Raw genomic sequence first — 25,763 nt, forward strand, 5'->3', positions numbered from 1 at the left:
GGCGCGCCGTCTCAAGGCTGGAGCGTCAGCCCGTTGAGCCGCAGGTAGTCGTCGAGCAGGGCCGCGCTCGGCGTGCCTGCCGCCAGGCCGACATAGGTGTCCGGTCGCAGCAGGTAGAGGGCGTCGCGCGCCAGGCCGGCACCCAGGCAGGCTTCGCTCCAGTCGAAGCGGCGCAGCGGCACGCCGTGCAGCGCGCACCAGGTGGCCAGTTCCGCGCCGGGCGTGCCATACACGTGCGCCTGCCAGCCCGGCCTGGGCAGCGGTGCGTAGTTGTCCGCGCCCCGTCCGTTGCCCGTGTCCGCCGTGGCCGCTGACCCGCTGGCAATCACGCTGGCTACCGCATCGTCGGCGGCGCGGACCGCCGCCTCCTCGTGTCGCTCGCTGCGCTTGCCGGCGCGCCGCCCGGGAACCTCGACACCGCTACCCATGGCCACCCAGGGTAGCCGGTCTCCCCATGCACCTTGCCCGCGCTGCCCATGTTGAGGGGTGCATGGCGGTAGCGCAGCGCCGTCTGCGACACGACGCGGAAAAATCCCCGGCGCGCACGCGGAAAGCGTGCCAGCAGCGGCAGCACGCGCGGCACCAGGCCGGTGCGCACGACCTCGGCCAAGGGGCCATCGGCCGTGATCACGCTGAAGGCGCGGTCGGTGGTATCGACCAGGCGCCGGGCGAAGGGCAGGCGCTCGGCCTCGTAGCTGTCGAGCAAGGCCTCGCCCGCCTGCCGCCGCAGCACGGCCGCCAGCTTCCAGGCCAGGTTGAAGGCGTCGCCGATGCCGGTGTTCATGCCCGGCCGCCGGCCGGGCTGTGGATATGCCCGGCGTCGCCGACGAGGAAGGCGCGCCCGCGGCGGAAACGGCTGGCTACCCGGTGGTGCACGTGGTAGGTCGAGAACCAGTTGAGGCGGCGCACGTTGATCAGGAGGTTGTCGATGGCGCGCTGGCTCACGTCCGCGAAACCCAGCGTGTCGGCGCGCCCGGCCCGTTCGTCGCGCACGGTGCCCACCAGGCGCGCGGCGCCGCTCGGCCCCAGCGCGAACACGGCCAGGATGTCGGACTCGTCGAGGTCGATGTGCAGCTCGCCGTTCAGGGCCGGGCTGTCGCCCTCGATGTCGGCCACGTAGAACACCTGGCGATAGGTCCCGCCCGGAAAGCCGGCGTCGATCAGGTGGCGCACCACGGAGCGCGCGCCGTCGCAGCCGGCCAGCCAGAGCGCGCCGCAGGTTTCGGTTTCGCCCGATGCCCGGCGCAGGCGGGCCAGCACCTCGCCGCCGTGCTCCTCGAAGCCGAGCAGGGTGCAGTTGCGTTCTACCTCGATGCCGGCTTCGCGCAGGCGCTCGACCAGCATCGCTTCATGGCGGTCCTGGGGGTAGACGTGGACGAAGGGGTAGGGCGTGAGGCCGCCTCCGAGCGCGCCAAGTTCCACGCGGGCCCGGTGTTCGCCCTCGGCCCAGAGATTCAGGGCCAGGATGGGATGGCCGGCGTCCAGCACCTGCCGGTCCAGCCCAAGGGTGCGGTAGAGTTCGAGCGTGCGGGCCTGCACCACCAGCGCGCGCGGGTGGTACCGGGCCCGCTTGCCGCGTCGACGATGCGCACGGCCACGCCCAGCCGGTGCAGGCACAGGGCCAGCACCAGGCCACTGGGGCCAGCGCCGACGATCAGTACCTCGGTTTGCGCCATCGGTCACTCCGGCTCGTCATGCGTCAGCCCCCATCCTACGCCAGTCTGGCGCCCGACCGCCAGCGGTCAATCGTGTCGCCGCCAGCGGCGCGCCCAGGCCGCGAGAAGCTGTGGCGGCGCCGACATTCGTGCGCCGTGCACGCCCCCGCGCTTGCATCATGAGAGAACAGGCGAACAGGGAGGACGGCCATGGAGACTAGCGGCACGGACGCGCCAATCCGGCGCATCGGCATCCTGACCGGCGGGGGCGACGCGCCCGGCCTGAACGCGGTCATCCGCTCCTGCGTCCTCGCGGCGAATGGCCTCGGCTGGGAGTGCCACGGTATCCGCGACGGTTTCGATGGCCTGCTTGCGCCTGAACGCTGCGCCGGCGAGCCGGTCTGGCGCCTGGAGAGCGAGGACGTTCAGTCCATCGGCCACCTGGGCGGCACCATTCTCGGCAGCACCAACCGCGGCAATCCGCTGCATTACCCGGTGCGCCTGGCCGATGGCAGCATCGGCGAACGCGACCGGATCGGCGAGGTGGTCAGCCTGTGCCGGGAGCGCGGGTTCGACGCCCTCGTCATCGTCGGCGGCGACGGCTCGATGGGCATTGCCCAGGCCCTGCATCTGGCGGGGCTGCGCGTGGTCGGGGTGCCGAAGACCATCGACAACGACCTGGCGCATACCTTTTCCACCTTCGGTTTCGATAGCGCCGTCGGCTTTGCGACCGAGTGCATCGACCGCCTGCACACGACGGCGCACAGCCAGCACCGGGTGATGGTGGTCGAGGTGATGGGGCGCTACGCCGGCTGGATCGCGCTCCATGCCGGTATCGCGGGCGGCGCCCACGCGATCCTGCTGCCGGAAATCCCATACCGGCTGGAAGCGGTGGCGGCAGCGATCGCCCGGCGCGACGCCGCCGGCCACCACCATTCGGTGCTGGTCGCGACCGAAGGCGCGGCGCCGCTGGCGGGCAGCTTGGCGTTGCGCGCAGGGGCCGAGCCGGGCCGCGCCGAACGCCTGGGCGGCATCGGCGCGCGCCTGGAGCACGAACTGGCGGCGCTCACGGGCAAGGAATGCCGCGCGGTGGTCCTGGGCCACCTGCTGCGCGGCGGCAGCCCGTCGGCCTTCGACCGTGTCTGCGCCTCGCGCTTCGGCGCGGCCGCCGCGGTGCGCGCCCTGGCCGGCGGACGCGCCGGCGTGATGGTTGCGCTCGGCTGGCAGGCGATCGAACTCGTGCCGCTGGACCAGATCGCCGGTCGCACCAGGAGCGTGCCCGTCGATGGCGACACGGTGGCGACGGCGCGCGAACTGGGCATCTGCCTCGGCGACAGCTGAGCATGGGCATCGCGTCCCCGATGCGCCCGTCAATAACAGTGCATTTTTGTAATCCCTGTCCGACATGCTGTGAGGGTGCGTGCCGATGGGCGCGGCTGTGCCCAGGTTGGATAATTCTGGTAATCAATCAACAATAAACCGACACGTTCATGACGCCACCGCTCGTTACCGCTGTTCCCGCAGTCGCCCAGGCAGAAGTTGCCGGGGTGCCGCGGCCACACGCCCTTCCGCCCCGCCTCCCGCGCCCGCCCGCAACCTGTACTTCGCGCTGTACGCCGACCCGCTGGGCAATGCCAGAGCCGGCGAGGAATTCCTGCGCCAGCAAATCGCCGCCGTGCAGGGCATCCCGGCCGACCTGCCGCCCACGCTTGCGCAGCTGGAGGACTGGATGGAAGCGCGCACCGACGCGGTCGGCGCCGAGTACCGCGATTACCTGGCCGCGCGCAAGAGCGGTGCGCCGCGCCGCTATTTCCAGAACCAGGCGCATGCGCTGTATTTCCTCAAGGCCGCCGCGCCCACCAAGCTGGTCGACGGCGCCTGGCTCTACGGCATGCTCAAGCACTGGGACAGCCCGGATTTCCACCCGCTGATCAAGACCTACCTCGAAGAGCTGGGTGGGGGCGCACCAAGCAAGAACCACGTGACGATCTACCGCAAGCTGCTTGCCACCCATGGCGTCGAGGGCTGGGAGAGCCTGAGCGACGACCATTACCTGCAGGGCGCGATCCAGCTGGCGCTTGGCCACAATGCCGAACGCTTCCTGCCGGAGATCATCGGCTACAACCTTGGCTACGAGCAGCTGCCTCTGCACCTCCTGATCACGTCGTATGAACTGAACGAGTTCGGCATCGATCCGTATTATTTCACGCTGCACGTCACGGTCGACAACGCCGCCAGCGGCCATGCGCGCAAGGCCGTGCAGGCCCTGCGCGACCTGATGCCGCGCGTGGGCGACCGCGCCGCCTTCTACCGCCGCGTGCTCGACGGCTACAAGCTGAACGAACTGGGCGCGAGCACCAATTCCGTGATCGCCGAATTCGACCTCGAGACCGAACTGGTCGACATCCTTGCCCGGAAGAGCGGCGTCGGCAAGAACATGCACTCGGATTACTGCCGCGTGGCGGGGCGCTCCGTCAACGACTGGCTGGGCGACCCGGCGCAGATTCCGGGCTTCCTCGGCGCGCTGGAAAGCGCGGGCTGGATCAAACGCGGCGAAGATGTCGAGCACAGCCGTTTTTGGCGCCTGATCCACGGAGAGCGTGCCGAGATGTTCGGCGTCTTCTCGGCCTATGAGCAGCAGGTGCTGCGCGACTGGATCCTGCACCCGCCGGGGCACCCGCGCGCCAGGAACGGGTGCTGACCCACCGCGCGCGCGCCAGCGCACGCTCGACAACCCGGGCCAGCATGCGGACCGCAGCAGCAGCTTCCCGGAGCGGGGCCTGATTCGCCGCCGCGCCGCCCGCGACACCGAGAACGACAACGAACTTGGCCTGCTGGAGCGCCGTGTCGCAGCGGCGGCCGGCAAGCCGGACGCGATGGCGCTGCTGGCCGAACTGATGGGACCCGGCGGCCACCACAGCGCGACAGGCCTGATGGCCACCCGCATGTACACGCAACTACTGGATATCTGAACGCGTTGGAATCAGGGCAAGCTTCGGCGGCGCCTGCCGCTGTCGCCGTTTGCCGTTCCGAGCACGACCAGCCAGACCATACCAATTCCAACGATAGGGACTTCTGTGTATATCCTCGAACAACGTTTTTTGCGCGGCCCGAACATCCACGCCGACACGCCCTGCATCCTGAGCGTGATCGACCTGGAAGACCTCTACGGCATCTCCTCGAAAGACTTGCCCGGCTTTAACGACGCCCTGCTGGCGGCGCTGCCATCCCTGCAACAGCAACTGCTGCCGACCGGGCAGCCCGGCGGCTTCGCCCAGCGCCTGCGCGCCGGCACCTATCTCGCGCGTGGTCGAACACGTGACGCTGGCGCTGCAGTCGCTAGCCGGTCCCACCGTCGGCTATGGCCGCACCCGCCCGGCCACGGGCCGGCCCGGGGAGTACCGCATCGTCTGCCAGTACGCCATCGAAAAGCTGGCCGAACCGGCATTCCGGATGGCGGTGGACCTGGTCACCGCGCTTGCCCATGGCGAAGAATTCGACGTCGACGCGCGCCTGGAGGAACTCCGTTCGCTGGGGCACCGCTATGCCATCGGCACCAGCACCGCCGCCGTGCTGGCCGCCGCCCACGAGCGCGGCATCCCGAGCATGCGCATCACCGAAGAAGCGAACCTGTTCCAGCTGGGCTGGGGCTCGAAGCAGAAGCGCCTGCAGGCCACGACCACGGGCGACACCAGCTATGTCGCGGTGAAGATCGCCAGCGACAAGCAGCTGACCAAGGCGCTGCTGCAGGAAGCGGGCGTGCCCGTGCCCGAAGGCGGCACCGTCACGACAAGCGAGGAAGCCCAGCGCGTCGCGCGGCGCCTGCGCGTGCCCGTCACCGTCAAGCCGCTCGACGGCAACCAGGGCAAGGGTGTCACCACCCGCTGCAGCACGCCCGAGGAAGTCGCGCGCGCCTTCGAGTTCGCGCGCGAGTACGGTCGCCGCATCATCGTCGAGCGTTTCGTGGAAGGGCGCGACTACCGCGTGCTGGTGGCCGGCGGCCGCGTGGCGGCGGCCTCGTTCCGCCGTCCCGCGCACGTGATCGGCGACGGCGTCAGCACGATTGCCGAACTGGTCGAACGCGAAAACGGCAACCCGGCGCGCGGCAGCGGCCACACCAACATCCTGACGCGCATCGCGCTCGACGCCCATGCCGAAGACATGCTGCGCCGCCAGGGCTACATGCCCGACTCGGTCCCCGCCGCCGGCGTCGCCATCGAGTTGCGCAGCAATGCCAACCTGTCCACCGGCGGCACCGCCGAGGACGTGACGGACCTGCCTGCCCGAGACCACGCGCGCCCTGTGCGTGCGCGCGGTCAGCAAGATCGGCCTGGACGTGGCGGGCATCGACATCGTCTGCCAGGACATTGCGGTGCCGCTGATCGAGCAGGGCGGTGCCGTCATCGAAGTCAACGCCGCGCCGGGCATCCGCATGCACCAGCATCCAAGCAAGGGCGAAGCGCGCGACGCGGGCGAAGCCATCATCGACGGCCTGATGGGGTCTTCGAACGGCCGCATTCCGGTCGTTGCCGTTACCGGCACCAACGGCAAGACCACCACCACCCTGATGATCGGGCATACGGCGCGCGTCGCCGGACTGGGCACTGGCGTCACCACCACCGAGGGCGTCTTCGTCGACGGCCGCCGCCTGGTGCAGGGCGACTGCACCGGCTACTGGTCGGCGCGCACGGTGCTCACCGCGCCGGACGTCGACTTCGCGGTGCTGGAAACGGCGCGCGGCGGCATCCTGAAGCGCGGCCTCGCCTTCGACTACTGCGACGTCGGCGTCGTGCTGAACGTCTCGCCCGACCACCTGGGCCTCGATGGCATCGACACCATCGAGGACCTCGCCCAGGTCAAGGCCGTGGTGGCCCAGTCGGCCGCCCGTGCGGTGGTCCTGAACGCCGAGGATGCGCTGTGCGTCTCGATGGTGCGCCGTGCCAAGCCGGGCGCGGAAGTCATCTTCTTCTCGATGAACCCGGACAACCCGATCCTGCTCAAGCACCTGGAGGACGGCGGCCGCGGCACCTATGTGCAGGACAACGCGATCGTGATCGCCGACGGCACGCGCCAGCAGGAACTGATGCGGGTCGAAGCCATGCCGGCTTCGTACAACGGGCTGGCGCGCTACAACATCGCCAACGCCCTGGCCGCGGCGGCCGCGCTGATGGCTGCGGGTTTTTCGAATGTCCAGATCGCGGACGGGCTGTCGACCTTTGTCTCCGACAGCAAGACCAATCCGCTGCGCACGAATGTTTTCGACGTGCGCGGCGTGACCGTCATCGTCGACTACGCCCACAACCCGGCGGCCTATGCGGCCCTGGCGGAGATGGCGCGCGCTGCTGCCGGGTCAACTGGTCGGCATCGTCACCGCGCCTGGCGACCGCCGCGACAGCGATTTGATCCAGGTGGGCGAAATCTGCGGCGAGCGCTTCGACGAGCTGGTGGTCTACGAGTCGCAGAGCCGTGGCCGGCCGACGGGCGGCGCGGTCGACCTGATCCTGGAAGGGGCGGAGAACGTCGTCGGACCGTCGGATACGCTGCACCGCGAGATCGAGGTCGACAAGGCAATCCGCCTCGGCCTGTCGCTGTGCAGCCCGGGCGACGTGCTGGTATTTGCATGCGGTACCTCGCTGCAAACCTTCATCGACGCGCTGCGCGTGGACGATCCGGAGAGCGCGGCGAAGATCGAGGCGCAGACGGCGTAAGCCAATCGCACTTCGAGATACAGCCCCGCCAGGTGCGGGGCTTTTTGTTTCTGGTAGGGTGGGCGCCCCGTGCCCACGCGGTGACAGGTTCCGCACCGCCTCATGGCTCGGTCCCGCGTCGCACGGGCGCCCACCCTACGGTTGCCCGCGCCGATGCGCACACCGCGGGACCGCGTGGAGTCGGGACTCCACCCTACCGTTGCGGTGCGGATGCTCACATGGTGATCCCGCGTGGGGTCAAGACCCCACCCTGCGGTGCGCCGCCGCTGCTGGCCCGTGCATGAGGATCGGCCAGCTGCCCCAACCGGCCGCATGGCCTCGGCGGCCCCGATGTATCGCAGGGTGGGCACCTGTGCCCACGCGGACTCGCCATTGGTTCATATGCACCGCTATCGCAAGCCCGAAAAGCAAAGCGGCCCCGCAGGGCCGCTCGCGAACACACGACGCGAAAACTTACGCCGCTTCCATCTCGATCCGCTGCGCGATCTCCGGCTTGGTCGGACGCAGCGCCTCGGTCAGTTCCGAAATCGACGAACCGCAGCCGAACACCAGCACGTCGCCGGGCTGGCAGAGCGCGAGGCCGGCGCGGATCGCGCTGTGCACGTCCAGCTCGGTCTGCAGGTGCTCGCCCGGGAAGCGGCCCAGGCGCGCGCCTTGCACCAGCAGGGCGGCGACGCTGCCGGACACGCGGCCGCGGTTCTCGGTCTCGTAGACCACCAGGTCGTCGAAACCGGCGGCGCAGGTGCGGCCGATGTCGACCAGGTCGGCGTCGCGGCGGTCGCCCGGCGCGGCCACCACGCCGACCACGCGTCCCGGCGTCATCGCGCGCGCCGTTTCTGCCAGGGCCGCATAGGCGGCGCAGTTGTGGGCATAGTCGACGATCACCGTCACGCCTTCGACGTCGAACACGTTCGAGCGCAGCGGGTTGTGCTTGCTGTCGGAAACGAAGCTGCGCAGGCCGGCGCCGATCTCGTCGTTGCCGAAGCCGCTCGCGGCCAGGGCCGCGGCCGCCGCCAGCGCGTTGGCGATGTTGTAGCGCGCGCAGCCGCCGAGCGACACCGGCATCTGGCGCACGTCCAGCAGCGCTTCATGGCGGGCGCCCGTGGCCAGCACCAGGGTGTTGTCCTGCAGGTAGGCACCTCGCCCGCCCCGTTCCAGGTGGCGCAGCAGGACGGGGTTGTCGGCATCGAGGGCGAAGTACAGCACTTCGACGGTGTCCTGCAAATCCTTCGCCATCGCCACGCAGTAGTCGTCCTCGGCGTTGAGCACCACGGCGCGCGAGGCACGCTGGGCCACCACCGCCTTGACCTTCGCCAGTTCCTCGACGGTTTCGATGCCGTCCAGGCCCAGGTGGTCGGAGGACACGTTCAGCACCACCGACACGTCGCAGCGGTCGTAGGCCAGGCCGCGCTTGAGGATGCCGCCGCGGGCCGTTTCCAGCACGGCGAAGTCGACTTCCGGCGAGGTGAGGAGGGGTGCGCGCCGAGCGGTAGCCGGTGCAGTCGCCTTCCATCACGCGCTGCCCGTTCATGTAGACGCCCTCGGTGGTGGTCACGCCCGTGCGCAGGCCGGTCTGGCGGACCGCGTGCTCGATCAGCAGCGAAGTCGTGGTCTTGCCGTTCGTTCCCGTGATCGCCACCGTCGGGATGCGGCCATCGTCCTGGCCGAACAAGGCCTCGACAATGGCGGCGCCGGCGTCGCGCGGGTGCCGCGGCTTGGATACTGGTGCATGCGGATGCCCGGCGCGGCATTGACCTCGATGATGCCGCCGCCCTGTTCGCGCAATGGCTGCGCGATGTCCTCGCAGATCACGTCGATGCCGGCCACGTCCAGGCCGATCGTGCGCGCGGCGCGGATGCAGATGGCGCGGGTTTCCTCGGGCAGCAGGTCAGTGACGTCTTCCGCGGTGCCGCCGGTGGACAGGTTGGCGTTGCCGCGCAGGTCGACACTGACGCCGGCCGGCAGCACGGAGTCGAAGCCGTAGCCCTGTTTCGCCAGGACGTCTTCGGCGATCGCATCCATCGGGATCCTGGTCAGGATATTGGTGTGGCCGTCGCCGCGCGCCGGGTTGCGGTTCTCGATCTCGACCAGCTCGCGCACGGTCGACCTGCCATCGCCCGTGACGCAGGGCGGACGTCGCCAGGAGGCGGCGGCGATCTTGCTGCCGGTGACGAGCACGCGGTAGTCGCGCCCGCGCAGGTATTCCTCGACGATCACGTGGCGGCCGTACTTGCGCGCGTGGTTGAACGCGGCTTCGACTTCCTCCGGCGTGGTGCAGACCGTGGTCACGCCCTTGCCCTGGTTGGCGTCGAGCGGCTTGATGGTCGCCGGGCCTTTCAGGCGGCGTGCCACGCGCTGCGCGTCTTCGAGCTTGCTGACGGTGGCGCCGCCCGGCACCGGCACGCCGGCCTGCTCGAGCAGGGTCTTGGTCAGCTGCTTGTCGCTGGCGATGCCCACCGCGATCGAATTGGTCGCGCCGGTAATGGTCGCCTGCAGGCGTTTCTGGCGGCTGCCCCAGCCCAGCTGGAACAGGTTCGCCTCGTCGGTGATGCGCAGCGCCGGGATGCCGCGGCGCAGGGCCGCGTTCACCACGGCGCCGGTGCTGGTGCCGATCGCATAGTCTTCCGCCGTCTCGTGCAGGGCCGCCACCGCGGCATCGAGGTCGAAGGCGTCGCCGCGGCCGAGCGCGGCGATCATCTCGAGGGCGACGTCCAGGCCTGTCCCGCCACCTGTTCGGTGCGGTAGCCGCACACGGCACGGCGCGCGTGTGGCTTGCGCGGAATGTCGATCGTCGTGCTGAAGTCGCCGGCGGCACCCGCCAGGCGCTGCAGCTCCATCACGACCGGTTCGACGGCGTCAACGGCGCAGGCCAGGTTGGCCAGCCGCGCGGACACCTGCGGCGCCAGGCCGGGCAGCAGGGCGACCAGGCGCGAGCCCAGTGCGGCGCCACGGCCACGCCTTCGGTATCGATGACTGCCATCAGGCAGGGGGCTGCGCTGTAGAGGTTGGGGCCGCGCAGGAAGCGTTTTTCGATGGTTCTCATGAGATCGGGTTCCGTTTCGTTACATTTTCCAAAAATTCGCGCAGCGAGGAAGACATCGCTTTTGCATTCGGGTCCTCGTCGGTCGGCAGGTACCAGCGGCTGCCGGCCGGCAGCAGGTGCAGGCGCACGTCGATCAGTTCGGGAGTGGCGCGCTCGCGGATGTCGGCCATGTTGGTGTCCATCGTGCGGCCATCGACCACGGTGACCGAGCCTTCGCCCAGCACCTCGATGCCGCGCCCGCGCTCCACCACCGGGGCCGTGTCCTCGTCGATGCCGATGCCCATCAGGTAGGGGTTCTGCGCCACCACCGAGAGCAGCCGCGCCAGGCGCTGGCGCTCGGAGAAGTGCTGGTCGATCACGACCTTGTGCAGGAAGCCGAGGCCCGCGCCCAGGCTGACCGCGCCCTTTTTCGGCAGCAGGTCGGTCTTGCCACAGGCCAGCATGTGCCCCGACATGGCCGAGGCGCCGGCGCTGGTGCCGCCGATGCAGGCGCCGCGCACCTTGAGCGCCGTGTGCATCTCGGCGTCGAGCGCCGTACCGCCGATGATGGCCAGCAGGCGCTTCTGGTCGCCGCCGGTCATGAAGATGCCGTCGGCCTCGGACACCATGCGCAGCTTTTCTTCGTCGTTGGCGTCCTGGCGGCTCTCCAGGCGCAGGTGGGCGCGCTGTTTCACACCCAGGTCCCCGAAGGCCTTGTCGTAGACTTCCCACATTTCGTCGGCGATCTGGCTGGCGGCCGTGATGACGACGATGCGGGCATGCGCGCCGCCGGCAAGTTCCACGAAACGGGTCAGGATGGCCTTGTCGTGCTTGCGGTCTTCGCCTCCGCCGATGATGACGAGGTGGCCGTGCGATGCGGTCCGGTGCGGTTCGGTTTTCATTTTTCTTCGATGGTTGCAGTTGGCATCTGGGTATTGCTGCACGAGGCAGCTTCGGTTTTGGTGACGGCAATGAGGCCCGTGTCCACGTCCTTGTCGATCAGGTCGATGCCGCGCTGCAGCGCGGCCGAGAGCGGCATGCCCTGTTCGAGATAGCCATAGACGGTGCGCGCCAGCATGGTGCGCACGATGTGCTCGCCGACGCCGGTAGCGGCGATCGCGCCCAGCGGTCCGGCATAGAAGCCGCTGCCCATGACGGCGGTGTCGCCCACGCGCCCCAGCAGCGAGGGTGCCGAGCCGCCGGTGGAGCCAGCCACGGCAAAGTGGCCGTCCGGGCCGCGCACGACGGCGCCGACGGTGTCGTGGGCGGCGTTCGGCGGCAGTTGCAAGGGCGTCTTGTAGTTCCAGAAGCGTTCGAACATGCGGTTGTCGATACCGGGCATGGCGGGCACCGAGCCGGCCAGCTGCTTGAGCAGCTTCTCGTGCTTCTCGCGCTGGCTGGGCAGGATGGGTTTTGCCGGTTCCAGGCCGAGGGCGCGCGCCAGGCGGTCGGCGCCTTCGCCGGCGATGAACACGTGCGGGGTGTCGGCAATGGCGCGTGCCAGCAGGATCGGGTTGCGCACGTCGCGTACGCCCGCAACGGCGCCGAGGCGTCCGCGCGTATCCATGACCGAGGCGTCCATTTCGATCGTGGCGCCGTCCAGGCACAGGACCGAGCCGGTGCCGGCGTTGAAGCGTTCGTCTTCTTCGAACACCATGACGGCGGCGATGGCGGCATCGAGGGCGTCGCCTGTTTCGAGCATGTGCTCGCGGCCGCGGCGGGCGGCGGCTTCGCAACCGTCGGTGTAGTCCAGCGGTTCGCCGGCACCACCATGGGTGACAATCGCAAAACCTTTTAACGTGTTACTCAAAGCAATTCCCCTCGAAATGTTCTTGCCATCGCGCTCGTGACGTGTGGCATATCTGATAGAGGATTATGCAAAATGAGATAGAGAACACCTATCGGTACAGCCGCTGTGCCAATGTAAGAAGAAACTTACATCGGAGACAACTTTTCTTAAGGCAGCAGTTTGGCTGGATGATGGCGAATGGCGCGCAGCAGTTCCTGCGCTACCTGCAGGCGGATGGGTTCCGAGACATAGCTGCCGATGTCGACCGTGCGGTCCGGCGCTTCCAGCCGGATCAGCTTGCGTTCGCGCGGGCGCGGCGGCAGCACGCGCGTGCGTACCGGGTCGAGCCGGATCTGTTCGCGCCGCCCGCAATCGATGCGCTCGACCAGCAGCCAGCGTTCGGTCAGCGCGATGTGTTCCACGTCGAGCGCATGGCGGGCGTAGTGCAGCAGCGCCCAGCCCACAGCGGTCATTTCGAGCAGGGCGAATGCGAGCACGATCCAGATACCCTGCAGCAGGAAGACAAGGGCGATGCCGAAGGAGCCGCAGCACAGCAGCGCATAGACGAGCAGCGACTGGCGCGGCGTCAGCGAGCAGTTGCGCTTCAGTGTCCAGGTGCGTGGCATCGTGCGGCCGTGGGGGAAAGGGCAGAACCCGATGGATGCATTATAGATAAGAGCACGCCCAGGGCCCGCGCGGGTTCGCGCACTCCTGTCGGGCAGCGGACGTGACTGCCATGCAACGCTGCGGCGGCAGGGATCGCCTGCCTGAGGGGATTCTGGTACTATTTCGCCCCTTCAACGAAAGGCTCACATGACGAAGGCTTGCGGCGTCGACTTCGGTACGTCAAATTCAACGGTCGGCTGGCTGGGACAATCCGCCGGCGGGGGCGGGGCGGCGCACAGCCTGCTGGCCCTGGAGGATGGCAAGGCAACGCTGCCTTCGGTCGTCTTCTTCAATGCCGACGACGACGAGGTGCGCTATGGCCGCGCCGCGCTGGCCGACTACCTGGCCGGCTACGAGGGCCGCCTGATGCGCTCCCTCAAAAGCCTGCTCGGCACCAGCCTGATGGACGGCCAGACGGAAGTCGCGGGGCGGTCATTGCCGTTCCGGCTGCTGCTGGCCCAGTTCATCGGCGAACTCAAGCGTCGCGCCGAAAGCCAGGCAGGGCGCCGCTTCGAGCACGCTGTCTTCGGCCGTCCGGTCTTCTTCATCGACGACAACCCCCAGGCCGACCGCCTGGCCGAGGATACCCTCGCCGAAGTGGCGCGCAGCGTGGGTTTCCGCGAAGTCGCCTTCCAGTACGAACCGATCGCCGCCGCCTTCGATTATGAATCGACCATCGCCCGCGAGGAACTGGTCCTCATCGTCGACATCGGCGGCGGTACCTCGGACTTCTCGCTGGTGCGCCTCGGTCCCGAGCGCGCCGGCAAGCCCGAGCGCCGCGATGACATCCTGGCAACCGGTGGCGTGCACATCGGCGGTACCGACTTCGACAAATACCTGAGCCTGGCCGCAGCCATGCCGCTGCTCGGCTACCGCGGCCTGTTGCGCTCCGGTGCCGAGATCCCGTCGAGCTATTACTTCAACCTGGCGACCTGGCATACCATCAACCAGGCCTATACCCGCAAGAGCATCGCCCAGCTGGAAGACCTGGTGCGCGACGCCAGCGAGCCGGGGCCGCTGAGGCGCCTGCAGGGCCTGATCGACGAACGCGCCGGCCACTGGCTGGCAATGCAGGTCGAGGGCGCGAAGATCGGGCTCTCGTCGGAGGAAACGGTGGTGCTCGACCTCGACCGCCTGCGCCCGCCCGAGAAGCTCGTCGTGACGCGCCCGCGCTTCGAGGAAGCGATCGGGCCGCTCCCGGACAGCATCGACGCCACCGTGCTACGGTTGCTGGCGGACGCCGGCGTGACGGCGAGCGCTGTCGATACCGTCTTCTTCACCGGCGGCTCGAGCGGCGTGGGCCTGCTGCGGGCACGCGTCGGCGCCCTGGTGCCGGATGCGCGCAAGGTCGAGGGCGACCTCTTCGGCAGCATCGGCGCCGGCCTGGCGCTCGACGCCCGGCGCAAATTCGGCTGACCCGGTCGGCACACCCCAGTTTCCACACCAGGACCGCCATGTTCGAACGCCCCATCGTGATGCTCGACTTCGAGACCACCGGCCTGTCGCCCGACATGGGCGACCGCATTACCGAAGTCGCCGCCCTGCGCATCGAGGACGGGCGCGTGACCGAGCGCTATGTCTCGCTGGTCAACTGCGGCGCCCGCATCCCGGCCTTCATCACCGGCCTGACCGGCATCACCCGGACATGGTCGACAGCGCGCCGCCGGCCCGTCAGGTGGTGCCGGAGCTGCTCGACTTCATCGGCGCCGATACCCTGTCGGCCCACAACGCCAGCTTCGACGAGAAATTCCTGGCGGCCGAGAGTGCGCGCCTGGGGCAGCAATGCCGCCACGTGGGCCTGGTCTGTTCGCTCAAGCTGTCGCGCCGCGTGTTTCCCGGCATGGCCAGCTACAAGCTCGGGCAGCTCTCGCGCCAGCTCGGCATTGCCTTTCGCAGCGCCGCGCACCGCGCCGAGGCCGACGCCGAAGTGGCCGCCGAGGTGCTGATCCACATCGGCCGCCACCTGGGACGCTCCTACGACCTCAAGTTCATGACGCCCGAACTGCTGGTGGCGATCAACAAGCTGGCCGCGGCCAAGGTACCGGGCTGGTTAAGCAAGAACGCCAACCAATTCTCAACGGAAAAAGGTGCGACAGCCCTGCCTTGAAAAGCATTACAATGCCGCCATCATGATGCGTCGTTGTATTGTCCACGTCCTGCTGTCGCTGCTTCTGCTGGTCTCCCAGCAGATGGCGCTCGTGCATGCGATGTCGCACTGGACCGGCAAGCTGGGCGCAGGCAACCCGGCGGCGCAGCAACTGGAACGCGACGCCGACCTGTCGAGTGCCGTCGCCCAGGACCAGAGCTGCAGCCAGTGCCTGGCGTTCGCCCAGATGGCCGGCGCCATCGGCAGCAGCACCCGCAGTTTCGTCCCCCTCGACCTGCGCACCGAGCGCGTCACCGCGTTCGCCTTCGTCGAAGCTTCCCCCAGCACTGTTCCCGTCTTCCATTCGCGCGCACCGCCGCGCTTCGTCTAGGTCCACGTCGTCCGCCATGGCCTGCCGTCCCCGACGGCAGCTGCCCTGTATTCCCTATTCGAACTGGAAGAACACGATGTCGAAACACACCGTCCTGGCCGCGGCGATTGCCGCCGCCTTTGCTTTGCCCCTGTCCGCCCACGCGGCCACCAACACCGCGACTCCGGCCGAACTGGATGCCATCCGCGCCCAGATCGCCGAGATGAAGCAGTCCTACGAAGCGCGCCTGCAGGCGCTCGAACAACGCCTGCAGGATGCCCAGGCCGCCGTGGCCGAGGCCCAGAACGCGGCGGCCGCCGCCCAGCAGGCCTCGAGCCAGCCGGCACCAGGCCCGGCCGCCGTCCCGGCGCCGGATGCCCAGGCTGCACCAGGCGCCCGCGCCGCAGGCGACAACAGCTTCAACCCGAGCATCTCGCTGGTCCTCGGCGGCACTTTCAGCAAGCTGTCGCAGGATCCCGAGACTTACCGCTTCGGTGGCTTCATGCCGCCAGGCGGCGAAGTCGGCCCCGGCAGCCGCAGCTTCAACCTGGGCGAGTCGGAACTGACGATGTCGGCCAATATCGACCCCCTGTTTGCCGGCCAGCTGACCTTTGCCCTCAGCGGCGAGAACGAAGCCGAGGTCGAGGAAGCTTTCGTGCGTACCCGCGAACTGGGCGGCGGCTGGAACCTCAAGGCAGGGCGCTTCCTCTCAAGCGTCGGTTACCTGAATGGCCAGCACAGCCACACCTGGGACTTCGTCGACGCGCCGCTGGCCTATGGCGCCTTCCTCGGCGGCCAATACAAGCCGGACGGCGTCCAGGCGCGCTGGCTGGCGCCGCTCAACACCTTCCTGGAAGTGGGCGCGGAACTGGGCAGCGGGCGCAGCTTCCCGGGCAGCGACCGCAACAAGAACGGCTTCAACGCCACCAGCGTGTTCGCCCACCTGGGCGACGACATCGGCGATTCGGGCAGCTGGCGTGCCGGCCTGTCCTGGCTGCGTACGGGTGCGGCCGGCCGCGCGTACGAGGACATGGAAAGCGGCATCCCGACCGCGTTTGGCGGCCGTTCGACGCTGTGGATCGCGGACGCCGTCTACAAATGGGCGCCGAACGGCAATCCGACGCGGCAGAATGTCAAGCTGCAGGGCGAGTACTTCCGCCGCAAGGAGAGCGGCAGCCTGTCGGTCGAGGACCTGTCCGACCGCTATGCGAGTTCGCAGTCGGGCTGGTACCTGCAGGGCGTCTACCAGTTCATGCCGAACTGGCGCGCGGGCCTGCGCTACGATCGCCTGGCGTCGGGCACGCCATCCATCGGCCTGGTCGACGACGGCGCTTTCGGATCGGACGCGTTCCCGGCCCTGGCACGCTACAACCCGAAGCGCGCGAGCGTGATGCTCGACTGGAGCCCGTCCGAATTCTCGCGCCTGCGCCTGCAGTTCGCGCGCGACGAGGCCCGTCCCGGCGCGCTTGATAACCAGCTCTTCCTGCAATACATCATGAGCCTCGGCGCCCACGCCGGCCACACGTTCTAAGGAGTACGACATGACACCCATCTCTACCAGACTGCTCGCCCTCTGCACGCTGGCCCTCGGCATGCTCGCCCTGCCTGCGCAGGCTGCGCTGAACGTGCTCGCCTGCGAGCCCGAATGGGCCGCGCTCACACAGGAAATCGGCGGCGACAAGGTCAGCGTCTCGAGCGCGACGAATGCGCTGCAGGACCCGCACCGCGTCGAAGCCCGCCCCGACCTGATCGCCCGCACCCGCAATGCCGACCTGCTGGTCTGCACGGGCCTGGACCTGGAAGCGGGCTGGCTGCCGCTGCTGGTCCAGCAATCGGGCAATGCGAAGATTGCCAAGGGCCAGCCGGGCTATTTCGAAGCGGGCAGTTTCGTGCCGCGCCTGGAGGTGCCGGCGAAACTCGACCGCGCCGAGGGGACGTGCATGCCTTCGGCAATCCGCACGTGCACTTGAACCCGCACAACATCGCCCTGGTCGGCAGCCAGCTGGCCAGGCGCCTGGCCAGCATCGACCCGGCGAACGCCGCGCTGTACGCATCGCGCCAGGCTGACTTCAGCGCGCGCTGGGCCCAGGCCATGCGCAAGTGGGAAGCCCAGGCGGCGCCCCTGCGTGGCCTGACGGTGGTCGAGCATCATCGCAACATGGAATACCTGCTGGCCTGGCTGGGCATGCGCCAGGTCGGCACGCTGGAACCGAAGCCGGGGATCGAACCCTCCGCCGCCCAGCTGGGGCAATTGCTGGCAGGGCTCGAGCGCCAGCCGGCGAAGATGGTGCTGCGCGCGGCCTACCAGGGACGAACGCGCCTCGCAGTGGCTGTCGCAGCGCGCACGCATCCCCGCGGTGGTGATTCCCTTCACCGTGGGAGCGGACGCCCGGAGCGGCAACCTGTTCGCCCTGTTCGACACGACCGTGCAACGCCTGGCGGAAGCGGCCAAGTGAACACCGAGACCTTCGACTTCCTGATCGTCCTCCCGGCCTTCGTTGCCGGCCTGCTGGTACTGGCGACCCACATTCCCCTCGGCGCCCAGGTACTGCGCCGCGGGATCGTCTTCATCGACCTGGCGATCGCCCAGATCGCCGCGCTGGGGGTGATCCTGGCCAGCACCGTCGACCTCGACCCGCATGGCTGGACCATCCAGCTGGCGGCCGGCGGCGCCGCGGTGCTGGGCGCCTTGCTGCTGACCTGGACCGAGAAGCGCTGGCCGGACGTGCAGGAAGCGCAGATCGGCGTGCTGTTCGTGCTGGCTGCCACCGCCGGCCTGCTGCTGGTTGCCCACAACCCGCACGGCGGCGAGCACCTGCAGGACCTGCTGGCCGGCCAGATTCTCTGGGTCAGCTACGACCAGCTGGTCATCCCCGCGCTGGGCACGGTGCTGATCCTGGGGCTGTTGGCAGCCTTCCGCAACCGCTTGCGGCGCCTGGGCTTCTACCTGGTGTTCGCGCTGGCGGTGACGGCCTCGGTGCAGCTGGTCGGCGTCTACCTGGTCTTTGCCAGCCTGATCGTGCCGAGCCTGGCGGTGCGCCATTATCCCGAGTCGCGCAAGCTGCCGGTGGCCTACCTGGTCGGCGTGGCCGGCTACGCGGTCGGCCTGGTGCTGTCGGTGGTGCTCGACCTGCCGTCCGGCGCGCTCATCGTCTGGTGCCTCGCGCTGCTGGCGATGCTGGTGTACGCGCTCGGACCGAAACGGGCCATGCAGGCCTGAACCGCCGAACAGCACGCGCGGTCCGGCCGCACCAACCACCCGCCCGGCAGCGCCGCGGCGGGTTTTTTCATGCCCGCGCCACCGGCACGATTGTGCCCAGTCAAACGGATGCAGACTCAATTCATTAAAATTTTGTTAATACTTATGAGGCCGCTTGTCCGCCTTATTCATGATCGCCGGCGCTGCGGAGCTGCGGCCCATCCTTGAGAGCATCCGCGCGCCTACACGGGGGAACAGCATGAACCGGCAGAAGCTCGGGCAGGAAAACCAGCAAACCTACCTGTGGTTCCGCGAAGCCGCTGAACGCGGCAATGCCTACGCCCAGTTCAACCTCGCATTGCTCTACAAAAAGGGTGAAGGCGTCCCCCGCGACGACACGCGTGCCGTGGCCTGGCTGCGCCTGGCCGCCATGCAGGGCCTGGCTTTTGCCCAGAACCACCTGGGCGCGATGTATTACCACGGGCGCGGCGTGGCACGCTGCGATACCGAAGCCGCGCGCTGGTTTCGCCGCGCCGCCGAGCAGGGCGATGCGTCGGCCCAGCAGAACCTCGGCCACATGTGCCGCCAGGGCCGCGGCGTCGCCCACGATCCCGAACGGGCCCTGTCCTGGTATTACCGGGCGGCCGAGCAGGGCATGCCGGGCGCCCAGAACCAGCTCGGCGAATGCTACCTGGAAGGCATCGGCACCGCCGTCAACCATCCGCTGGCAATGGCCTGGTTCCGCAAGGCGGCACTGCAGGGCGATGCCCCCGCGCAGCTGAACCTGGGGCCTGATGTACCAGCGCGGCCAGGGCGTGGACGCGAACGACAAGCAGGCCCTGTACTGGTTCCGCAAAGCCGCAGCCGCCGGCGAGCGCGGCGCCCAGCGCCAGCTCGGCATCGCCTACGCGGAGGGGCGCGGCGTGCGCGCCGACCCGCGCCGCGCCTGCGCCTGGTTGACGCGCGCGGCCGACCATGGCGACCGCGAAGCCCAGTTCCTGCTCGGGAACATGTACGCCAGCGGCGCGGGCATCGAAACCGACGAGCGGCGTGCGCTCGACTTGTACACCAGGGCGGCGCGCCTGGGCCACGTGGCGGCCCAGTACAACCTGGCCAACATGCATGCCCACGACCGCGGCACCGAGCGCGACCCGAAGCAGGCCTTCGAGTGGTACCGGCGCGCCGCCGAGCAGGGCGCGGCGAATGCGCAGTTCAACCTGGGCGTGAGCTTTGCCAACGGCCAGGGCGTCGAACGCGACGAGGCGCGCGCCGCGCACTGGTACCGGCTGGCGGCCGAGCAGGGCGATGCCAGCGCCCAGAACAACCTGGGCGTCATGTACGCCAGCGGCCAGGGCCTGCCGCACGACGACCGCCTGGCCGTGTACTGGTACGAGCAGGCGGCCGAGCAGGGCCATGCGCTGGCCCAGTACAACCTGGGCGGCATGATCGGCAGCGGGCTGGGAGTTGCGCGCGATCCGGTGCGTGCCTACATGTGGATGCTGCTGGCGGCCGAGGGCGGAGACGCCACCGCCAACGTCAACAAGTCCATCGTCGCGCGGCGCCTGTCTCCCTCCGAGATCGGGCGCGCGCTCGACCTGTCGCACAAGTGGCAGCTGAGCCACCGCGAAGGGCGCAACCGGCAGGAGTGACCGGTGTATTGCCCCGTATTGACGCGCGCACCGATGTCGCTTACGGCCGGGTTTCGCGTTATGATGCCTTTCGGCACATTTCGCCTACCACGACTTTTCGTCCCGAGAACAATATGCACATGAGACACGCAACACTGGTCGCCGTCCTGGCGACGCTGTTCGGCGCCGCCCACGCCGCCCCACCGGCAAGCTGCCCGGCCGGCACCCCGACCTATCCGCTCACCCAGAAGGTCGACCAGGTCGACAATTACCACGGCACCACGGTCGCCGACCCCTACCGCTGGCTGGAAGACGCCAACAGCGCCGACACCAAAGCCTGGGTCGATGCCCAGAATGTCGTCACGCAAGCTTACCTGGGCCAGATCCCCCAGCGCGAGGCGATCCGCCAGCGCCTGACGAAACTCTGGAACTACGAGCGCTACTCGGTGCCTTCAAAAGACGGCGGCCGCTACTTCTACACCCGTAACGACGGCTTGCAGAACCAGTCGGTGCTGTTCACGATGAAACAGCTCGGCGACGCGCCGCGCATGCTGCTCGACCCGAACACCCTGGCCGCCGACGGTACCGTCGCCCTGGCAGGCGCGGAGGTCAGCCCGGACGGCAAGCTGTTGGCCTACAGCACGGCCGCGTCCGGTTCGGACTGGAACGAGATCCGCGTGCGCGACATCGACACCGGCAAGGACCTCGACGACCACGTCAAGTTCGTCAAGTTCTCGAACACGTCCTGGACGAAGGATGGCAAGGGCTTCTTCTACAGCCGCTACGACGAGCCCAAGGAAGCGACCAGGCTGGCCGACGTCAACTACTTCCAGAAGCTGTACTACCACCGCATCGGCACCCCGCAAAGTGCGGACACCCTGGTCTACGACCGTCCCGACCAGAAGGAATGGGGCTTCGGTGGCCAGACCACCGACGACGGCCGCTACCTGGTCATCACGACGACCAAGGGCACGGCGCCCAAGTACCGCGTGTCGTACAAGGACCTGTCGACACCCGATTCCAAGGTCGTCGACCTGATCGACAACTTCGACGCCGGCTACACCTTCATCGACAATGTCGGCAGCGTCTTCTACTTCAGCACCGACCGCAACGCGCCGAAGAAACGCATCGTCGCCATCGACGTCAGTAAACCAGGCGAGTCGAACTGGAAGGAAATCGTCGCCGAGGGCGCCGACACCCTGGCCGGCGCCGACATCATCAACAACCAGCTGGTGCTGGAATACCTGAAGGATGCGAAGAGCGTCGTGCGCGTGCATGACCTGAAGGGCAAACCCGTGCGCGAGATCGCCTTGCCGGGCATCGGCACCGTGGGCGGCCTGTCGGGCAAGCGCGGCGAAACCGAGACCTTCTATTCGTTCACCGGCTTCACCACGCCGACCACGATCTACCGCCTCGACATGAAGACGGGCAAGAGCAGCGTGTTCCGCCAGCCGAAGGTCGATTTCGACCCGAACGCCTATGAAACGCGCCAGCAGTTCTTCACCAGCCGCGACGGTACCAAGGTGCCGATGTTCATCGTCTCGAAAAAGGGCCTGAAACTGGACGGCAGCAACCCGACCTACCTGTACGGCTACGGCGGCTTCAACATCTCGATGACCCCGGGCTTCTCGCCGGCCAACCTGGCCTGGATGGAGATGGGCGGCGTGTATGTGGTGGCCAACCTGCGCGGCGGTGGCGAGTACGGCGAAGCCTGGCACCAGGCCGGCACCAAGCTGCAGAAGCAGAACGTGTTCGACGACTTCATCGGCGCCGCCGAATGGCTGGTCGCGAACAAGGTGACCTCCCCAAGCAAGCTGGCGATCGGCGGCGGCAGCAACGGCGGCCTGCTGGTGGGCGCGGCGATGACCCAGCGTCCGGACCTGTTCGGCGCCGCCATCCCGATGGTCGGCGTGCTCGACATGCTGCGCTTCCACAAGTTCACCATCGGCTGGGCATGGACCTCGGACTACGGTTCGGCCGACAACGCGGACGAGTTCAAGGCGCTGGTGAAGTATTCGCCGCTGCATAACCTGAAAGCGGGCACGCAGTATCCGGCGACGATGGTCACCACCGCCGACCACGATGACCGCGTGGTGCCGGCGCACAGCTTCAAGTTCGCCGCCGCGGCGCAGGTCGCGCAGGCGGGCTGCGCACCCGTCATCATCCGCATCGACACCAAGGCCGGCCACGGTGCCGGCAAGCCGACCGCGAAGCAGATCGAGGAGGTGGCGGATCGCTGGGGCTTCCTGGCGAAGGCGCTGAAGATGTAAGGGAAGGGCGGGCGGACTCCGCCCGCGTTGCACGGACGTCGGGCCAGCGAATCAATCGATTCGGCTGGCCCGATTTGTTTTCAATGCCAGTTGTTCGGCGCCGCGCATGAGTTCCACGCCGCCGCTGCACATGTTCTCTACCGCGTGGAGTCAGGACTCCACCCTACGAACCGCGGCTCACGTAGGGTGGAGTCCTGACTCCACGCGGTACGGCGCCTCCATGCCGAGGCGTAGCGTGGGCACCCCATGCCCACGCGGAAGTCAGCGCCGTGTTTGCAGATCAGATCGTGACCCGTTTGCTCATCGTTCCGCGCGGGCGCGGGGTGCCTCGGCGGCCCGCCCCTACCGATGCACGACAACGAGCAAGGCCTTCGCCTCGGTCTTGCCCAGATTGCGAATCACGTGATCCTGGTCCGCCGGATACCGCGCCGTCCCGCCCGCCTTCACCTTGCGCTTTTCCAGCCCGACCTCCACTTCCAGCGTCCCATTAATCACCGTCATGTGCTCCTTGGTGCCCGGATCATGCGCCTGCGAAGCGAGCGCGCCGCCCGGCGCGAGCGTCAGCTCATACCATTCATACTGCCCGGCCAGCTCCATCGGGCCCAGGATGCGCAGGATATAGCCGGCATGGTTGCCCGGCAGGGTAGGCGTCTCGTGGGCGTCGACGACGCGGATCGCTTCGACATCCCGGGTTTCGGAAGCCAGCAGTTCGCCGATCTGCACGCCGAGCGCGTTGGCGAGGCGCCAGGTGATGGCGATGGTAGGATTGGCCTTTTCGCGCTCGATCTGCGACAGCATCGATTTCGAGACCCCCGCGATACGCGACAGGTCCTCCAGCGTCAGGCCGCGCGCCAGGCGCAGGCGCTGCAGGGTGGCGCCGACTTCGGGCGGGGCATTGTTGGTCATGACCGGGGTTTTCATCTCGATAAAGGCAGCACTGGTGTTGGAGTCGGCCGCAGCTTGCCAAGTTCGACAGGTGGGCGTAATATTCATTATATTGAATTTTAGTTCGAGATAGCGAAAAAGCAGCAGGGCACTGAAATCGAACGGGTTCGGAACAACGGTACAGCATAGTCCGGCGGACGGTCAAGCCGCCGCCAGTCATTCGCACAGACAGCACAGACAGGGAAATCACATGAGCGATCAAGGGAAAAACGCGTTTTACACGGGGCTGCAGCAGAATTTGTCGACGCTGCGCGAACAGGGCCTGTTCAAGCCCGAGCGCGTACTGGCCTCGCGCCAGGGCGCGCAAGTGCAGTCCGATGACGGCCGCACCCTGATCAACATGTGCGCGAACAACTACCTGGGCCTGTCGGGCGACCCCGAGACGCAAAAAGCGGCGGAAAGCGCGCTGGCGAAATATGGCTACGGGCTGTCCTCGGTGCGCTTCATCTGCGGCACCCAAACCGTGCACAAGGAGCTCGAACAAGCCCTGTCGACCTTCCTCGGTACCGAAGACACCATCCTGTATGCCGCGGCGTTCGACGCCAACGGCGGCGTGTTCGAGCCGCTGTTCGACGAGAACGACGCCATCATCTCGGACGCCCTGAACCACGCGTCGATCATCGACGGCATTCGCCTGTGCAAGGCGGCGCGCTACCGTTATGCCAATAACGACATGGCGGACCTGGAAAAGCAGCTGATCGCCGCCACTGAAGCCGGCAAGCGCCACAAGGTCATCGTCACCGACGGCGTGTTCTCGATGGACGGCACGATCGCCCAGCTCGATAAAATCGTCGCGCTGGCCGAAAAGTACGGCGCGCTCACGCTCATCGACGAATCGCATGCCTCGGGTTTCATGGGCGCGACCGGCCGCGGCACCCACGAGCACTGTGGTGTCATCGGCAAGATCGACATCATCACCGGCACCCTGGGCAAGGCCCTGGGCGGCGCGATGGGCGGCTTCACTTCCGGCCGCAAGGAAGTCATCGAGACCCTGCGCCAGAAGTCGCGTCCTTACCTGTTCTCGAACACCCTGGCGCCGATGATCGCCGGCGCGTCGCTGTCGGTGCTGGAACGGATCAGCAAATCGACCGAACTGCGCGACCGCCTGCATGAAAATACCGCCTACTTCCGCAAGGAGATCGAGCGCATCGGCTTCACCATCAAGCCGGGCACCCACCCGGTGGTGCCGGTGATGCTGTTCGACGCCCCGGTGGCGCAGAAATTCGCCGCGCGCATGTTCGAACTGGGCGTGCTGCTGTCGGGCTTCTTCTATCCGGTCGTGCCGATGGGGCAGGCGCGCGTGCGCGTCCAGATATCGAGCGCGCACACCCGCGAGCAGCTCGACACCGTGCTGAAGGCCTTCGAGCAGGCCGGGCGCGAGCTGGGCATCATCAAGAATAACTAATCAGGCATTACGACAGGAATACAAGAATATGGAACGCATCCTCATCATCGGCGCCAACGGCCAGATCGGCAGTGAACTGGTCTCCGCACTGGCGCAGCAGCACGGCGCGGACAACGTGCTCGCCACCGACATCGGCGCCACCAACGTGTACGGCGCGGCGCGCTACGCCCAGCTCGACGTGCTCGACAAGGCGCGCCTGGCGGCCGTGATTGCCGACGAGGGTGTGACCCAGGTCTACCAGCTGGCCGCGCTGCTGTCGGCCACGGGCGAAAAGGCGCCACTGAAGGCCTGGACGCTGAACATGGATGGTTTGCTCAACATCCTGGAAGTCGCCCGCGAACGCCTGGAAGCGGGCAAACCGCTGAAGGTGTTCTGGCCTTCGTCGATCGCCGCATTCGGCCCGAACACGCCGAGCGAGAACACGCCCCAGTACACGGTCATGGACCCGACCACGATCTACGGCATCAGCAAACTGGCCGGCGAGCGCCTGTGCGAGTACTACCACAGCAAGTACGGCGTGGACGTGCGCTCGATCCGCTACCCGGGCATCATCAGCTTCAAGTCGCCTCCGGGCGGCGGCACGACCGATTACGCGATCGCCATCTTCCACGCGGCGCTCAAGGGCGAGACCTACGAGTGCTTCCTCGGCCCGGAAACGACGCTGCCGATGATCTACATGCCCGATGCCATTCGCGCAACGATCGAATTAATGGACGCGCCGAGCGAGAAAGTGGCGATCCGTTCGTCGTACAATGTGGCGGGCGTCTCGTTCAACCCGCGCGAACTGGCCAGCGCCATCAAGCGCGCCGTGCCGCATTTCGAGATCGCCTACAAGCCCGACAGCCGCCAGGCGATTGCGGACAGCTGGCCGAAGAGCCTGGACGACAGCCGCGCCAGCGCCGACTGGGGCTGGAAAGCCAGCATCGGCATCGAGGAAATGGTGGCGAGCATGCTCGAGAATATCGACATCAAGGCCGCTGCCTGATCCGACCCTTTTATCACCATAATAATAAAAACGCG

General features: G+C 67.8%; 22 protein-coding genes and 4 pseudogenes. 16 read left to right on the plus strand and 10 right to left on the minus strand.

Annotated elements, in window-relative coordinates; all coding sequences use genetic code 11:
- Positions 1 to 11: 11 nt before the first annotated feature.
- The 3 genes and pseudogenes from G4G28_RS11700 to G4G28_RS27490 form a co-directional block, all read right to left on the minus strand.
- On the minus strand, positions 12 to 428 hold the full coding sequence (locus G4G28_RS11700) for a hypothetical protein (protein WP_182988395.1): 417 nt from the start codon (positions 426 to 428) through the stop codon (positions 12 to 14).
- A complete protein-coding gene (locus G4G28_RS27485) occupies positions 335 to 784 on the minus strand; it encodes an FAD-dependent monooxygenase (RefSeq protein WP_202033888.1) in 450 nt (149 codons plus the stop codon). Before G4G28_RS27485 ends, G4G28_RS11700 begins: the two co-directional genes overlap by 94 nt.
- A pseudogene (locus tag G4G28_RS27490) lies at positions 781 to 1,676 on the minus strand (FAD-dependent monooxygenase). Before G4G28_RS27490 ends, G4G28_RS27485 begins: the two are co-directional and overlap by 4 nt.
- A gap of 189 nt (positions 1,677 to 1,865) precedes the next feature.
- On the opposite strand from G4G28_RS27490, the gene G4G28_RS11710 reads away from it, so the two are divergent.
- The 5 genes and pseudogenes from G4G28_RS11710 to G4G28_RS26000 all read left to right on the plus strand — a co-directional run bounded on the left by G4G28_RS11710 (position 1,866) and on the right by G4G28_RS26000 (position 7,647).
- Positions 1,866 to 2,996: a 6-phosphofructokinase gene (locus G4G28_RS11710; protein ID WP_183108390.1), complete on the plus strand. Its 1,131-nt coding sequence runs from the start codon at positions 1,866 to 1,868 to the stop codon at positions 2,994 to 2,996.
- Between the two features lie 334 nt (positions 2,997 to 3,330).
- Positions 3,331 to 4,356, plus strand: a complete 1,026-nt coding sequence (locus tag G4G28_RS11715) for an iron-containing redox enzyme family protein (protein ID WP_308602313.1) — start codon at positions 3,331 to 3,333, stop codon at positions 4,354 to 4,356.
- Positions 4,286 to 4,627, plus strand: a complete 342-nt coding sequence (locus G4G28_RS28265; protein WP_183108392.1) for a hypothetical protein — start codon at positions 4,286 to 4,288, stop codon at positions 4,625 to 4,627. The genes G4G28_RS11715 and G4G28_RS28265 overlap by 71 nt, the downstream gene beginning before the upstream one ends.
- A 174-nt stretch (positions 4,628 to 4,801) precedes the next feature.
- Positions 4,802 to 5,621 (plus strand): annotated as a pseudogene (locus tag G4G28_RS25995) (cyanophycin synthetase); the annotation flags it as partial.
- A gap of 340 nt (positions 5,622 to 5,961) precedes the next feature.
- Positions 5,962 to 7,647: a Mur ligase family protein gene (locus tag G4G28_RS26000; protein ID WP_229508042.1), complete on the plus strand. Its 1,686-nt coding sequence runs from the start codon at positions 5,962 to 5,964 to the stop codon at positions 7,645 to 7,647.
- 169 nt (positions 7,648 to 7,816) lie between these two features.
- On the opposite strand, the gene G4G28_RS27495 is transcribed toward G4G28_RS26000, so the two are convergent.
- The 6 genes from G4G28_RS27495 to G4G28_RS11745 form a co-directional block, all read right to left on the minus strand.
- Complete coding sequence (locus G4G28_RS27495; RefSeq protein WP_267875279.1) at positions 7,817 to 8,806, minus strand: glutamate ligase domain-containing protein; 990 nt, start codon at positions 8,804 to 8,806, stop codon at positions 7,817 to 7,819.
- 150 nt (positions 8,807 to 8,956) lie between these two features.
- Positions 8,957 to 10,060 (minus strand): ATP-grasp domain-containing protein, encoded by a 1,104-nt coding sequence (locus G4G28_RS26015; RefSeq protein ID WP_229508043.1) that lies wholly within the window; start codon positions 10,058 to 10,060, stop codon positions 8,957 to 8,959.
- Positions 10,057 to 10,257, minus strand: coding sequence for a hypothetical protein (locus G4G28_RS26020; protein WP_229508044.1), 201 nt, complete (start codon positions 10,255 to 10,257; stop codon positions 10,057 to 10,059). Before G4G28_RS26020 ends, G4G28_RS26015 begins: the two co-directional genes overlap by 4 nt.
- Before the next feature lie 145 nt (positions 10,258 to 10,402).
- Positions 10,403 to 11,287: a cyanophycinase gene (locus G4G28_RS11735; RefSeq protein WP_183108393.1), complete on the minus strand. Its 885-nt coding sequence runs from the start codon at positions 11,285 to 11,287 to the stop codon at positions 10,403 to 10,405.
- Positions 11,284 to 12,195 (minus strand): isoaspartyl peptidase/L-asparaginase, encoded by a 912-nt coding sequence (locus tag G4G28_RS11740; RefSeq protein WP_183108394.1) that lies wholly within the window; start codon positions 12,193 to 12,195, stop codon positions 11,284 to 11,286. Before G4G28_RS11740 ends, G4G28_RS11735 begins: the two co-directional genes overlap by 4 nt.
- 146 nt (positions 12,196 to 12,341) lie before the next feature.
- Positions 12,342 to 12,800, minus strand: coding sequence for a DUF2244 domain-containing protein (locus G4G28_RS11745; RefSeq protein WP_182988399.1), 459 nt, complete (start codon positions 12,798 to 12,800; stop codon positions 12,342 to 12,344).
- 187 nt (positions 12,801 to 12,987) lie between these two features.
- Here G4G28_RS11745 and G4G28_RS11750 point away from each other — a divergent pair, with 187 nt between their 5' ends.
- The 9 genes and pseudogenes from G4G28_RS11750 to G4G28_RS11785 all read left to right on the plus strand — a co-directional run bounded on the left by G4G28_RS11750 (position 12,988) and on the right by G4G28_RS11785 (position 22,393).
- Positions 12,988 to 14,256 (plus strand): Hsp70 family protein, encoded by a 1,269-nt coding sequence (locus G4G28_RS11750; RefSeq protein ID WP_183108395.1) that lies wholly within the window; start codon positions 12,988 to 12,990, stop codon positions 14,254 to 14,256.
- A 38-nt stretch (positions 14,257 to 14,294) separates the two neighbouring features.
- Positions 14,295 to 14,947, plus strand: a pseudogene (locus G4G28_RS11755) (PolC-type DNA polymerase III).
- A 22-nt stretch (positions 14,948 to 14,969) separates the two neighbouring features.
- Entirely contained in the window at positions 14,970 to 15,317 is a 348-nt protein-coding gene (locus G4G28_RS11760) for a hypothetical protein (protein ID WP_182988401.1), read from the plus strand.
- Between the two features lie 76 nt (positions 15,318 to 15,393).
- Positions 15,394 to 16,827: a hypothetical protein gene (locus tag G4G28_RS11765; protein ID WP_182988402.1), complete on the plus strand. Its 1,434-nt coding sequence runs from the start codon at positions 15,394 to 15,396 to the stop codon at positions 16,825 to 16,827.
- 10 nt (positions 16,828 to 16,837) lie between these two features.
- Positions 16,838 to 17,266, plus strand: coding sequence for a metal ABC transporter substrate-binding protein (locus G4G28_RS27500; RefSeq protein ID WP_374039784.1), 429 nt, complete (start codon positions 16,838 to 16,840; stop codon positions 17,264 to 17,266).
- Complete coding sequence (locus tag G4G28_RS11775; protein ID WP_374039785.1) at positions 17,263 to 18,516, plus strand: metal ABC transporter solute-binding protein, Zn/Mn family; 1,254 nt, start codon at positions 17,263 to 17,265, stop codon at positions 18,514 to 18,516. Before G4G28_RS27500 ends, G4G28_RS11775 begins: the two co-directional genes overlap by 4 nt.
- Positions 18,517 to 18,754: 238 nt before the next feature.
- Positions 18,755 to 19,213, plus strand: a pseudogene (locus G4G28_RS26025) (tetratricopeptide repeat protein); the annotation flags it as partial.
- Between the two features lie 76 nt (positions 19,214 to 19,289).
- Complete coding sequence (locus tag G4G28_RS26030) at positions 19,290 to 20,144, plus strand: tetratricopeptide repeat protein (RefSeq protein WP_229508083.1); 855 nt, start codon at positions 19,290 to 19,292, stop codon at positions 20,142 to 20,144.
- Positions 20,145 to 20,257: 113 nt separating this feature from the next.
- Positions 20,258 to 22,393, plus strand: coding sequence for a prolyl oligopeptidase family protein (locus G4G28_RS11785; protein ID WP_182988405.1), 2,136 nt, complete (start codon positions 20,258 to 20,260; stop codon positions 22,391 to 22,393).
- Positions 22,394 to 22,735: 342 nt separating this feature from the next.
- Here the strand turns inward: G4G28_RS11785 and G4G28_RS11790 are convergent, their stop codons facing one another.
- The gene (locus G4G28_RS11790) at positions 22,736 to 23,314 is read right to left on the minus strand and encodes a helix-turn-helix domain-containing protein (protein ID WP_182988406.1); all 579 of its coding nucleotides are present in this window, start codon (positions 23,312 to 23,314) and stop codon (positions 22,736 to 22,738) included.
- A 214-nt stretch (positions 23,315 to 23,528) separates the two neighbouring features.
- Here G4G28_RS11790 and kbl point away from each other — a divergent pair, with 214 nt between their 5' ends.
- Together kbl and G4G28_RS11800 are read left to right on the plus strand one after the other, a co-directional pair.
- Complete coding sequence (kbl, locus tag G4G28_RS11795; RefSeq protein WP_182988407.1) at positions 23,529 to 24,743, plus strand: glycine C-acetyltransferase; 1,215 nt, start codon at positions 23,529 to 23,531, stop codon at positions 24,741 to 24,743.
- Positions 24,744 to 24,771: 28 nt separating this feature from the next.
- The gene (locus tag G4G28_RS11800) at positions 24,772 to 25,728 is read left to right on the plus strand and encodes an NAD-dependent epimerase/dehydratase family protein (protein ID WP_182988408.1); all 957 of its coding nucleotides are present in this window, start codon (positions 24,772 to 24,774) and stop codon (positions 25,726 to 25,728) included.
- Positions 25,729 to 25,763: the final 35 nt, after the last annotated feature.

The organism is Massilia sp. Dwa41.01b (assembly GCF_014171775.1).
Classification (GTDB): Bacteria; Pseudomonadota; Gammaproteobacteria; order Burkholderiales; family Burkholderiaceae_D; genus Telluria.